This is a genomic window from Caballeronia sp. LZ024, from assembly GCF_031451455.1.
In the GTDB taxonomy this organism is placed as follows: Bacteria; Pseudomonadota; Gammaproteobacteria; order Burkholderiales; family Burkholderiaceae; genus Caballeronia; species Caballeronia telluris.
Genome location: NZ_JARUXL010000002.1, coordinates 360979 through 374069 on the forward strand (window position 1 = coordinate 360979; position 13091 = coordinate 374069).

9 protein-coding genes are annotated in these 13091 nt (G+C 61.9%); 4 read left to right on the forward strand and 5 right to left on the reverse strand.

What is annotated here, in order from left to right:
- Positions 1-19: 19 nt before the first annotated feature.
- Positions 20-1222: an MFS transporter gene (locus QCE48_RS17070; RefSeq protein WP_309788637.1), complete on the forward strand. Its 1203-nt coding sequence runs from the start codon at positions 20-22 to the stop codon at positions 1220-1222.
- Between the two features lie 123 nt (positions 1223-1345).
- Entirely contained in the window at positions 1346-2506 is a 1161-nt protein-coding gene (locus QCE48_RS17075; protein ID WP_309788638.1) for a porin, read from the forward strand.
- Positions 2507-2518: 12 nt separating this feature from the next.
- On the opposite strand, the gene QCE48_RS17080 is transcribed toward QCE48_RS17075, so the two are convergent.
- The 5 genes from QCE48_RS17080 to QCE48_RS17100 all read right to left on the reverse strand — a co-directional run bounded on the left by QCE48_RS17080 (position 2519) and on the right by QCE48_RS17100 (position 10083).
- A complete protein-coding gene (locus tag QCE48_RS17080) occupies positions 2519-2803 on the reverse strand; it encodes a hypothetical protein (RefSeq protein WP_309788639.1) in 285 nt (94 codons plus the stop codon).
- Between the two features lie 909 nt (positions 2804-3712).
- Positions 3713-4369 (reverse strand): class I SAM-dependent methyltransferase, encoded by a 657-nt coding sequence (locus QCE48_RS17085; RefSeq protein ID WP_309788640.1) that lies wholly within the window; start codon positions 4367-4369, stop codon positions 3713-3715.
- A gap of 57 nt (positions 4370-4426) precedes the next feature.
- The gene (locus QCE48_RS17090) at positions 4427-5839 is read right to left on the reverse strand and encodes an efflux transporter outer membrane subunit (protein ID WP_404983512.1); all 1413 of its coding nucleotides are present in this window, start codon (positions 5837-5839) and stop codon (positions 4427-4429) included.
- Between the two features lie 10 nt (positions 5840-5849).
- Positions 5850-9020 carry an efflux RND transporter permease subunit gene (locus QCE48_RS17095; RefSeq protein WP_309788642.1) on the reverse strand — a complete coding sequence of 1057 codons (3171 nt, stop codon included), beginning with the start codon at positions 9018-9020 and terminating at the stop codon, positions 5850-5852.
- A gap of 4 nt (positions 9021-9024) precedes the next feature.
- Positions 9025-10083, reverse strand: a complete 1059-nt coding sequence (locus QCE48_RS17100) for an efflux RND transporter periplasmic adaptor subunit (RefSeq protein WP_309788643.1) — start codon at positions 10081-10083, stop codon at positions 9025-9027.
- Between the two features lie 336 nt (positions 10084-10419).
- Between QCE48_RS17100 and QCE48_RS17105 the strand changes: the two genes are divergently transcribed.
- Together QCE48_RS17105 and QCE48_RS17110 are read left to right on the forward strand one after the other, a co-directional pair.
- On the forward strand, positions 10420-11154 hold the full coding sequence (locus QCE48_RS17105) for a response regulator transcription factor (RefSeq protein WP_309788644.1): 735 nt from the start codon (positions 10420-10422) through the stop codon (positions 11152-11154).
- A complete protein-coding gene (locus QCE48_RS17110; RefSeq protein ID WP_309788645.1) occupies positions 11154-12461 on the forward strand; it encodes an ATP-binding protein in 1308 nt (435 codons plus the stop codon). The genes QCE48_RS17105 and QCE48_RS17110 overlap by 1 nt, the downstream gene beginning before the upstream one ends.
- The last annotated feature ends 630 nt before the right edge of the window (positions 12462-13091 follow it).

The window sequence follows — 13091 nt, forward strand, 5'->3', positions numbered from 1 at the left end:
CCTATCTCAGGAGACAACGATGCTTACCGCAGGAAGCTGGCCTTGCATCATCTTGCTGTATATCTTCGGCACTGTGGCGACCTCGCTCGTCACGCAGTCGGTGCCAATCATCGGGGATATCGCGAGCTATTTTCATCTATCGCATGCGGCGTCGGGGTGGGTCATTTCGATTCCGTCGCTCATTACCGCGCTATTCGCGCTTTTCGCGGGATGGCTCGTCGACCGCATCGGCGACAAGCGCGTTATTCTGGGCGGTTCGATTTTCGCGTTCGTCGGCAATATGGGCGTGTTTTTTGCGCACGACATCGCCTCGCTCTTCGCAAGCCGTCTTCTGGAAGGCGTAGGTTATCTATCGCTGACCGTGGGTGCCGTGACGCTCATCATGCGCACGACGACCGGCGCGCGCCGCAGTATCGCGCTCGGCCTGTGGACGTCGCATACGGCCGTCGGAATCGGTCTTACACTCAGCGTCGTCGCGCCGCTCGCGCAGCACGGAGACGCATGGCGCTGGGCGTTCGGCGGCCACGCGATCCTGATGGCGGCTCTCACCGCCGCCGCATTTCTGCTGCCCAGGAAGATCGGCCAGACGCATGACAGGCGGATCGGCGATATCTGGCTCGTCCTCAGAAGCCGCGCGCCGTATCGGGTCGCGCTTGCATCGGGAGCGTCCGCGTTCATTCAGACGGGTGTGATGGCCGCGTTGACCGTCTATCTTGCGCGCCGCTTTCAGATTTCGATCGCGCTCGCCGCAGGCATCGGCACGCTCGCTGAAGTATTTGTGGCAGTGGGCTGTCTGAGCGTCGGGCATCTGCTCAAGTCCGGCGCGAAGACCCGGGTCCTCGCGCTCGCGGGCGGTGCCGTGATGCTGGCGGGCGGCGTCGTGCTGTATCTTCCGGCGACCGCGCTCGTTGGTGCGTCCGCAGCGGTATGCGCGTTCTCGCTAGGCATTGGTGTCGTAAACGCCACGATCTGGACACTGGTTCCGTCTGCCGCGCCGACGCCCGCTACACTCGGCGCGACAAGTGGCCTCGTTTCACAGGCGACCTATCTCGGCGTGCTGCTCGGTCCGCCCGCCGTGTTCGCGACGTTCTACGAAGGCGGCTGGAAAGTGCGCATCGCGTTGATGGTCGGCGCGACCGTGTTGCAGCTCGCACCGATCGTCATGCGAACGCGTTCCGACCACGCATCCGTCAACGACGTACAACCACTCGGGCACCACTGATTCGTCGCATGCGTTACGCGCGTCGCACGACATAATCGCCCATCACGATACGGAAAATCACCGGCGCGCGTGCCGGAGCGCATCCGCGCGCCTATACAAAGTAAAACCACCGGGAGACAGAAGGTGAAGAATATCGTTGAACCCACCGAGAGCAAAGGCCTGATCCGTCGCGTATCAGGCGTGGCCGCTAGCGTTGTATTGTCGTCGTTAGTTGTGAACGGCGCACATGCGCAGAGCAGCGTCACGCTGTACGGGGTGCTGTCGACTACGCTGGAATATGTCAGCAACTCAAAGGGCAATCATCTTTTTGCTTTGTCCAATGGCGGGATGATGCCGCCGCGATGGGGCTTGCGCGGCGTCGAGGATCTTGGCGGCGGCACGCAGGCTATCTTCACCCTTGAGAACGGCTTCAACATCACCAACGGCGCGATGCTTGGCGGCACGTTTGGCCGACAGGCATATGTGGGCCTCAGCAACAGAGGTTATGGCACCATCACGCTCGGCCGCCAATACGAAGAAATGACCAACACTATGTGGTTCGCGACGTCGTCGAACGTGTTCGCAGGATACGGTGCACACATTGGCGACAACGACAACATGTTCTTCACAAACCGCTTCAACAACGCAGTGCGTTACGCATCGCCGGCGTTTGCGGGCTTGAGCTTCGCGGGCAGCTTCGCATTTTCGAACTCCACGCAGTTCTCGAACAACGACGGCTACAGTGGCAGCGTCTCCTATGTGCACGGGCCATTGAAGGTAGCTGCGGCGTTTACGCAGTTTAACCGGCGCAGCGCGGCCAATCCTTCGAACGTGACGAGCGGCGCCGTGGATAGCACGGGCTGGGGCTTCAGCTCCCCATTCGTGACGAGCCCGGGTGGAGCGGGTGCCGATCAGCAGCGCATCATGGGCGTGGGTGGCACTTACGACTTCGGTATATTCAGCGTCCTTGGCAACTACACGAATGTGCTATTCAACTATGCGGACTCCACGGGCTTGCGCCTTCAAAACGTCGAGGGAGCGATCTACAAGTTCATCCGTCCCGACTGGGAAATGGGCGCGGCGTATGTCTATACGCACGGCGACTATTCCGTCGGGCGCTCGACTCACTACAACCAGTTCGATATCGCCTCGCACTACTTCCTGTCCAAACGTACGGACCTGTTCCTGATCGGCATCTATCAGCGCGCGAGCGGGCCCAACGCATTCGCGCAGATATACACAACGAGTCCGTCCTCGAGCAAGAGTCAAACGCTTGTCGAAGCAGGCATCATGCACAAGTTCTAAAGGGCTGGCTGCTTACTTCCTTTGTCCGGACTCTGCGTTGACGTCGATCGTACCGCCGAGCGCGGCGTTGCCTGTTTTGATCGCTTTGGATGCAGCGGCCATTTGCATGCGCCGCTGCGCCGCTTGCATGTTGGCGGGATAGGCGGGATCGTCACCTGACGGCATGTATCCGATTTGCTCCAGCTGACCGAGCTCGGCGACAAGTCGAGCATGGCTGACGTTGTCGTTTTCGCCCGAGGTTGCGACGAGCGGCATGCCCAAGAAGACGCAGAGGAGAAGTGTGGTGCGGGTAGTCATGATTGTCGCTGCAGAAGTAAGGGTTAGCCATTTTAGGGTTTTCCCCATAATCAGATAGCCTACTAAGCAATTATCGATCGCGCGTAGCATCGATTCGATGGCGCTGGCGTTTTGGCCAAACTGCGATTGGTGGGCTGATGGCGGGTTTGAGTTCACTCTTCAGTTTGGCCAAGCCTGATGATGTCGCGGTTGCATGTCACAGCTTGCTCTGCGTCTCTCGGCATTTTGCCCACGGTCGTCACGCCGTACTCCGCTCCTGTTTTTGCAGCTATCGGTCGGAGCGGAATGATTGCAAGCACGAAACAAGGGCGCTTCGCCTGAGATTCGGCCTGGCCTAGACCACCGCGCTCAATCCCTGATAGGACGGTTTGAATACGCCAGCGCGCTCGGTACAACCATCGAGCTAGTGAACACGCTTGCCAAGCATTACAACTTCGGTCTGAGCTACAACGCAACGCGATCGTATCCGTTGTTGCTGTTCATGCACGACCGGTGAGACCGGCACGCAGACGCGAAACACGCTCGCGAACACGATGTACCGTAGGATCCCGCCGGTCTTCGATCATGGAACCGCAGCGGCAGAAGTGGTCGACGATCACGTTCAGGACATGCGTCGTCTCAGGGACGACTTAAGGCGCGCACGACCGCCCCGTTCTTGCGCAGCGAGCGGGCCGAATTGGGTGATCCTCGCCTGCGCGCGTGGTAGATCGTGTCCTCTCGTGGGATGTCACCGGCTTTGCCGATTCCGTTCTTGCATGGACCTCGGTTTAGGGACATCGAGCCGCCTTGCGGCTGCCCGGTCTTGGCTCTGTCGCGACAGCCTCTCATACGGTGCTCGGCAGCGCCAGCGCCGCAGCGCTCAACCCGAATTTTGCAAGCAGGCATTCACGACGTGATTGCATCGACGCTTCAACCGATCTTCAGCGCTAGCTCGGTACCGCGTTTAATCGGCAGCGTGGTCGAAATGAATCCGTTAGCCGGGTCGCGGATGAACGCGAGAAAATCCGGCTCCGCGTTGTCGTTCAACACATAGCCGCCGACGCGTAATTGCGGCGCGACGATTTCGATCACCGTGCGGGCGAGCGAAGGACCTTCCGGTTGCGGCCAGCCGTCGATCAGCGCGAAGTCGATTGGGCCGCCGAGATCGCGCAGCGTATCGCGCGCGTCGCCCACGCGGATATCAGCGAAGCCGGCGAGCCCCGCGTCGGCGAGGTTTGCGCGCGCGGTGTCGACTTTCGCCTGCACGAGTTCAGAGCCGATCACGCGACCGCCGCCGTTATCGCGCATCGCCGCAGCGAAATAAATCGCCGACATGCCGATCGAGGTCGCGAAATCGACAACCCGCTTCGCGCCCATCGCGCGGCACAGAAGATAGATCAGATTGCCCTGATCGGGGTGAATGGAGAAGCCGTAATCGGCAAAGGCTTCCGCGTTGTTGCCAGATGGGCGATCGAACGCATCGCGCGCAGGAAAGCGCCGTGAGGCATTCATGCGCTCGATGGTTTCCAGTACGCGCGCATCGCGGATCGGGCTCGGCCCCGTGCCTTGCGGGATTTCTCGTGACATATCGATTCTCCTTCGGTTTAAAAATTGACGCAGCAGGGTTTATGCCGCATCTGCCATTTACGGCGCGGCGCTTGCGACCTGTGCCGCTTCCTTGCGCCAGCCGCCGCCGAGCGCGGTATAAAGCGTGACCGCATTCGATTGCTGCGCGGCGCGGTCGGTGATGAGCTGCGTCTGAGCGCTGAACAAAGTGCGTTGCGCCGTTAGCAGCGTGAGAAAGCTGTCGAGGCCGCCGCGATAGCGCGCGTTCGCGATGTCGTAGTACTGCTGCGCGGCATCGACGTACTGAGCATCGGCGTCGGTCTGATCGGCATAAGTGGCCCGCGCGGCAAGCGCGTTCGCCACTTCCTTGAAGGCCGTCTGTATCGTGCCTTCGTAAGCGGCGACCTGGATGTTCGTCGATATCTTCGCGGCGTCGAGCGTCGCGCGCAGGCTGCCGAATTCGAAGATCGGCACGGTGATCGACGGTTCGAACAGCCACGCGCCGGTTCCGGCCTTGAACAGCGACGATAGTGCGTCGCTTGCGGCGCCGCCGGTCGCTGTCAACGAGACGCTCGGGAAGAACGCAGCGCGCGCTGCGCCGATATACGCGTTGGCGGCCTTCAACGTGTGCTCCGCTTCTACGATATCTGGGCGCCCGGTGATCAGCGACGAGGGCAGGCCTTCCGGGACGTCCGAGAAGAGCGGGGCATCGGGCAGCGTGCGGTCGTCGGGGAAACCATCGGGCAACGGCGAGCCGATCACTGCGACGAGGTTGTTGCGATCCTGCTCGACGGCGCGACGGTAGGCCGCGAGGCTCGACATCGCGCTCGTGAGCGACGTGCGCGCGGATTGCACGTCTTCCATCGATCCGCCGCCCAGTCGCGCGGCGCGCTGCGTCGTCTCGTAGGTATCGCGATACGAACTGACGGTGCGCTCCGTCGTGGCGAGCAGCGCACGGTCCGACAACCACGCGAGATAATCGGTCGCGATCGTCGAAATGAGGCTGATTTGCGTGCCGCGGCGCGCGGCATCGGTCGAGAGATACTGCTCCAGCGCCTGATCCTTCAGGCTGCGGATGCGTCCGAAGAAGTCGAGTTCCCACGTGCTTGTGCCGAGTTCCATGCTCACGCCTTGGCTCGTCGAGCCCGACTGATGCGAAGCCGTCCGCGTGGCCGTCGCCGTGATCGATGGTCCGAGTTCGGCGCGCACGATGCGGTATTGCGCTTCGTACTGCGCGACCTGCAGGGCCGCTTGTCGCAAGTCTCGGTTGTTCGCAAGTGCGAGCTCGATCAGTTGCCGCAGCTCCGCGTCCTGCACGAATTCGCGCCAGTCGGCGAGTACGTCGCCTTGAGCGGCTTCGACCTGCGTCGGATTCGACGAACGATACTGCGGAAAACTGGATGGAACGGGCGCGGCCGGGCGCTCATAGTGAGGCTCCAGCGTGCATGCGGCCAGCGCCGCGACGACGCAGAAAGTCAATGCGCGGCTCAGTGTGCGGAGCTTATTCATGCGCGGCTCCTTCGTTCTTCCTCCGGTCGGATCCTATTCCTTTCACAAGCACGAAGAACACCGGCACGAAGACGATCGCGAGAACAGTAGCCGCGATCACGCCGCCGAGCACCCCATTGCCGAGGCTTTGGCGGCTTGCCGCGCCTGCGCCGCTCGCAAGCGCCATTGGCAGGACGCCGAAACCGAATGCGAGCGATGTCATCACGATAGGCCGCAAGCGCAGATGCGCGGCTTCGATCGCCGCTTCGCGCAGGCTGCGGCCCCGCTCATGCAGCGACTTCGCGTATTCGACAATCAGAATGGCGTTCTTCGTCGCCAGTCCGATGGTGGTCAGAAGGCCGACCTTGAAATAGATGTCGTCGCTGAAATCGCGCAGATGCGCCGCGACGAGCGCGCCGACAATGCCGAGCGGCACGACCATAATCACCGAAAACGGGACCGACCAGCTTTCGTACAAACCCGCGAGGCAAAGGAACACCGCGACGAGCGACAGCGCATAGAGAAAGAGCGCCTGAGATCCCGCCAGTTGTTCCTGATACGACTCGCCCGTCCATTCCATGCCGATGCCTGACGGCAGCTTCGCGACGAGCGCTTCGACAGCTTTCATCGTGTCGCCGCTGCTGATGCCGTCCGGACTCTGCGCGGTCATTTCCATCGACAGACTGCGGTTATAGCGCTCGACCTGCGGCGCGCCCGTGGTCCAGTGCCCGGTGGCGAACGCGGAGAACGGCACCATCTGATTGTCGTATCCACTCGCGCCCGTGGTCGTTGTCGTGGACGTACTCGTGCTTGCTGCATTTGCCGAGGTCACGAACCACTTGCCGATGTCGGACGGCATCATGCGATATTGCGGCAACGCCTGCACGTACACTTTCTGAATGCGCCCTGTATCGACATAGTTGTTCACGTAGGTGGAACCGAACGCGGTTTCGAGGGTGCTGTTGATGTTCTGCGCGCTCACGCCGAGCGCCGACGCCTTGAGATAATCGATATCCACTTCGTATTGCGGCTCGTCCGTCATGCCCGCGGCGCGCATGCCGCTGATTCTGGCGTTCTTTGCGGCCTTCGCGAGCAACGCGCCTTTCGCTGCGACGAGCGCATCATGACCGAGACCCGCCATGTCCTTCAGTTCGAAATCCACGCCGCTGTAGCTGCCGAGCCCGTGCACGGCGGGCGGGTTCATGGCGAAGACCTGCGCCGTCGTGATGGAACGAAAATGCCGGTTCGCTGCGTCGATGATATCGGCGGCGCTTTGCCCGTCGCCGGTGCGGTCTTTCCAGTCCTTGAGCTTTATCATCGCCATTGCCATGTTCTGGCCTTCGCCGGCGAAGCTGAAGCCATCGAGCATGACGATATCGGCGATCTCCGGCAGGCTCGTGAAATACGACTCCACTTGCTTTTCGACTTCATTTGTCTGCACGCTCGAACTGCCGGAGGGCAAGGTGATCAGAGTCATGAACGTGCCCTGATCCTCGTTCGGCAGGAACGACGACGGCAATTGCCAATAGAGCAGTCCGGCCACTGCGCAGATTGCGGCATAGGCCGCCATGGAGCGTAGCGGACGACCGACCAGGCGCGTCACCAGCCGTTCATAGCGGCGCGTGCCTTTCTCGAACGTGCGCTCGAACCATGCGAAGAAGCCGCGCCGCTCGCGCGCCGGATCGATGGGACGCAGTAACGTCGCGCACAGGGCGGGAGTGAGCGTCAACGCTAGCAAAACCGACAGCACCATCGCGGAGGTGATGGTCAGTGAGAACTGACGATAGATCTGACCGGTCGATCCCGACATGAATGCCATCGGGATGAACACGGCGGTCAGCACGGCCGTCACACCGACGAGCGCGCCGCCGATCTCGCTCATCGCCGCGATGGTTGCATCGACGGGACTCGCGCCTTCGCTCAGCAAACGCTCGACGTTCTCGACCACGACGATTGCATCGTCGACCAGAAGCCCGATCGCCAGCACCAGCGCGAACAGCGACAGCACGTTGATCGAGAAGCCGACCGCCGACATCAGCGCGAACGTGCCGAGCAGCGCGACTGGCACCACGATGATGGGAATGAGTGTCGCGCGCAGATTGCCGAGGAACAGGTACATGACGAGAAACACAAGCACGATTGCTTCGATCAGCGTCTTCACGACTTCCGTTACTGACGCCGATATGAACGGCGTCGTGTCGTGTGGCACGCTGATCGCGACGCCGCCCGGCAACTGCTTTTGCAGCACGGCGAGTTCAGCGCGGACCGCCTTCGCGACGCTCAGCGCGTTCGCACCTGTCGCGAGCTGGATGCCCATTGATGCTGCGGGCTTGCCGTTCAGGCGCGAAGTCATGTCGTAGGAGTCGCCGCCGACTTCGACCTTGCCCACATCCTTCAGATAGACGCGCGAACCGTCCGTGTTCACGCGCAGCAGGATATTGCCGAAGTCTTCCGCTGTCTTTAGAAAGCCGCGCGTGACGATGGTCGCGTTGAGCGCCTGCGACATGACTTGTGGCGAGCCGCCGATCTGTCCGACGGACAACTGCGCGTTCTGATAATCGATCGCGGAAGTGACATCGCTCGGCATCAGGCCGACGCTCTTCAGCTTGACCGGGTCGAGCCAGACGCGCATGGAATGCTGTGCATCGAACAGCACAACCTGGCCGACGCCGCTGATCTGCGTGATAGGGTCTTCGAGCCGCGTCGCGACGAGATTGCCGAGATCGATGGCATTTAGCCGTCCGTCGGCGGACGTCAGTGAGACCATCATCAGGAAATCGGAGGACGTCTTCGTAATCTGAATGCCTTCCTGCTGGACGACGGTCGGCAAGGACGCGTTCGCTTCCTGCACCTTGTTTTGCACCTGCATCGCGGCGACATCCGCGTTGGTGCCCGACTTGAAGGTGAGGGTAATGGTGGCCGTGCCCGCCGAACTGCTCGACGACGACATGTACATGAGGTTGTCGATGCCGATCATGTCCTGCTCGATCACCTGCGTGACGGTGGTCGCGAGCGTATCGGCGGACGCGCCCGGATAGGTCGCGCTGATGCGGATGGACGGCGGCGCGACGCTCGGGTATTGCTCGACCGGCAGCGTGCGCAAGGCGATCGCGCCGATCATCATGATGACGATGGCGATGACCCACGCGAGCACTGGCCGATGTATGAAGAAGCGGGAGAGCATGAAGTCAGTCTCCCTTCGCCAGTGCCGCCGTATCCGCCGCCGCGCGTTCGACGGGCGCGACCCTCATGCCCGCGCTGAGCGTTTGCAGATTGTCGATGGCGATGCGCTCGCCCGCGCGCAATCCGCCCGACACGACCCAGTCGCTGCCGTAGGCGTCGCCGGTGGACACCTTACGGCTTTCGACCACGTTCTGCGCATTGACGACGAGCACCGTCGAAACGCCGCCGGAGCTGCGGCTAACGAGCGTTTGAGGTACGAGAACGGCGTCGCGTTCGCCTTCATTCACGCGTGCGGTGACGTACATGCCGGGCAGCAACTGGTGCTCCGGGTTGGGAACCAATGCGCGCAGGGTGATCGAGCCGGTTGTCGGATCGACGGTTACATCGGAAAAGAGCAGTTTGCCCGGATGCGGATACGGCGCACCATCCTCGGTCTGCACCGTGACTTCGCTGGTGCTGGTTTGCAGCGTGCCCGCCGCGACGGCCTTCGTGAGCCGCAATGCGTCGGCGCTCGAACGCGTGACGTCGAGATACAGCGTGTCCATCGACTGGATGGTGGCGAGCGCCGTTGTCTGGTCCGACGTCACGAGCGCGCCCTCCGTGACCGCCGACTTGCCGATCTTCCCGGCGATCGGCGCGACGATGCGCGTGCGCGCGAGGTTCACGCGCGCGGTTTCGAGCGCGCCACGATCCGTAACGATTTCCGCCCGTGCTTCGTCCGCGGCGGCGAGGTAGTTCTCCACGTCCTGCTCGCTCACGCCTTTGATTTTCAGCAGTTCCTTGTAGCGTTGCGCGGTGACGTCCGCGGCTTTCGACGTGGCGATGGCCTTCTGCAGCGTGCCGAGCGCGGTATTGTAGGCGGCCTGATAGCTCGCGGCATCGAGCTGATACAGCGGTTGTCCCTGCTTGACCGTCGAGCCTTCGACAAAGAGCCGCTTCTGCACGATGCCGTCCACTTGCGGGCGCACGTCGGCCAATTCGGTCGAGGACAGGCGGCCGGAAAGATCGTCCACCATCGGGATGCGCTGCGCGCGCAGCGTGTTCACCGCGACTTGCGGCGGCATTGCGTTGGCGGATGGGGGCGCCGCGGACGCGGATGGATCGCTGCATCCGCCGAGCGCGAACATGAGGGCTGCGATGGCGACGAGGAGGTTTATCGTTGATTCTTGACCAGGCATGTTGGAGAGGTTCGATGGCGGCGCGCATGATGTGCCGAAGGCTCCAACGATAAGGGTCTGCCCGTATAACATCAACTAAGTTCTTGATTCATATAGACATTCACATATTGTGTCGAGATTGACACGAAGCGGCGGCACGTTCTGTAAGAAAATCCGGGGAAGGCGCCGGCACGCATCGCAATGGAGTGCGCGGGCGGGAACTCATCGTGACGGCATACCGAATTGAACGACACCCAACTTCTTCTCGTCGAGGACGATCCCGACATCAGTGCTGCGCTCGCGGATTTTCTGCGCGGCAAGGGCTACGCCGTGCAGATAGCCGGAAGCGCGGAGACGGCGCATGAGATCCTCGCGCGCGGCGCATTCGATTTGATCCTGCTCGATGTGATGCTGCCCGGCGAGGACGGATTGAGCTTTTGTCGGCGTGTGCGCGCATCGGGCGGCCCGCCAATCATCATGCTCACCGCGCTGTCCGAAGCCACCGACAAAGTGATCGGTCTCGAGCTCGGCGCGGACGACTACGTCACCAAGCCCTTCGATCTGCGCGAACTGCTGGCGCGCATTCGCGTCGCGCTGCGACGCCGCCAGTCGAACGAGGCTGGCTCGAAGCAAGAGAGGGACAAGGCGCCGCCTACGGAACTCGTGATGAAGTTTTCCGGCTTCACCTTCTATCCGTACCGGCGTTTTTTGCGCTCGCCTACGGGATTGCGGGTGCCGTTGACGGGCGCGGAAACGGATCTGCTGCTGGTGCTGTGTCAGCATGCGCGGCGGGTATTGTCGCGCGAGGAACTCATCAGCCTGACGCGCGGCCAGAACTTTCCGATTGCGGCGCGTTCTGTCGATTTGCTCGTGAGCCGCCTGCGTCGCAAGCTCTCCGGCGACGATCCGCTCGACGACCCGATCCGCACCATGCGCGCCGATGGTTACGCGTTTCAGCCCGACGTGACGATCGTCTGATGCGGCACTTCTTCGCAACCACGCTCGGCCAGATTCTCGCGATCGTCGCGTGTTCCTCGGCCGCGACCTTCATGCTGTTCATCGCATTGCTGTTCTATCCGGGCGCGCCGCCGAGTCCACCGTGGCCGTGGCAATCGACGTATCGCATCGAAGGACTCGTCAACGTTCTCAGGAATCTGCCGCGCGCGGAACGCGCGAGCGCACTCGCCGCGGTGCAGCGCCCGAATATGGCCGCCCGGCTGATCGACCGGCCGGTGCGCTGTTCCGGGAGCACGTTCGATACCCACGACCTCGAAGCCGTGCTAAAGGAAGAATTGTCCGACGCGCAAGGACTGACGGTACGTTCGTGCGATCCGAAAAATCCCGTCCATGATATGCAGGTGATCGTTCCGCTCGGCGACGCGACGCTTGAAATACGCACGGATCGGGTCGGCTCCGAGCCGCCTCGCTTTACCTTTCCGTTCTTCGGCGCGCTCTTGTTCCTGTGCGTGGGCGTGGCGGCGTTGTCCGCGTGGGCGGTGTCGCGCGTCATTCGTCCGTTGCGGCGCCTGTCCGAGAAAGCCGATGCCTTCGGCCGCGACATTGCGATCGCGCCCATCGAAGAAGAGGGACCGCTCGAAATCCGGCGCGCGGCGCATGCGTTCAATCTGATGCAAGAGCGCATCACGCGGTCGATGCAAAGCCGCACGCGTATGCTCGCGGCGATCAGCCACGATTTGCGTACACCGTTGACCCGCATGCGCTTGCAAACCGATAATGAGGACAAGGAAATCGACCGCGCCAAGCTATCGCGCGACATCGAGCTGATGCAGACAATGGTCGCGTCCGCGCTTACGTTCCTGACGAGCAACGCGAGCACGGAGAAGAAAGACCGGCTCGACCTCGGCGCGCTGCTCGAAACGCTGTGCGATGAATACGCGGAATCGGGCGTCGCGATCCGTTATGAAGGGCCGGCCCAGATCCCGTTTCTATGCCGTCCGGACGGCATCCAGCGCGTTTTTTCCAATCTGATGGACAACGCCATTCATTTCGGCAAGCTGATCGTGGTTACGGCGACTGTCGGAGACGAAAGCATCCGCGTCGATATCGCGGACGATGGCCCAGGCATCCCGCCCGATCGTCTAGGCGAGGTGATCGAGCCGTTCGTGAGACTGGATCACGCACGCACGAAGCGGCGGGGAAGCGTGGGGCTCGGCCTGTCGATCGTCGATGACATCGTGCGCGGGCATAACGGAACTTTAACCTTGTTCAATCGACCCGAAACCGGACTGATTGCGCGAGTGACACTGCCAATCTCGGAGGATTAGGCAGTTCACCATGCTGTCCGTGTCTCGCGTTCAACTTGAGGCGCGGAGCGGGCCTGGACACCCTGGCCACTCGGGTAACGGCCGTTGACCCCCTGCAGCGCGACAGGCGTCAGTGGATCGTCAAGACATGTTCGCCATTCCTGAGCGCCGACATTCGATCGCACCGCACCGGGAATAACAGCAAAGCGGCGCGCTGCGGCCGCAGGGCTGTGGAACGGCGAGCGTCGGTCAAGGCCGACTGCTTTTCCCGAGCCGTCAGCGTGGATGGCTAAACGACCCGTCAGCGGTGCTTTGATGCCGGATCGTGCGACGGACAGTAGAGGTCCGTCGCGCACGATTATTTATGAACTTGCACGGTCCCTCGTGGCACCAAGGAAACACGAGCAGCTGCACTACCTCGATGCAGGCGACGCTGCTTGTCACAGAGCAGCAGGACCGACCCGTAAATGCCCGAGTTGCTCGACTGACATAACGCGACCGCCGCCGCGCTTGCTTGCGTTTTCCAGTCGACGAGCCGGTGCTGCCAGAAAGAGTCGTTCGCGCGCACAAACATCTGGACCTTTCGACGTCGATGGTGGTCCACTTACAGGCCATGCGGTGCCGGAGTAGCGCCCGCGGTACGAAGCAAGC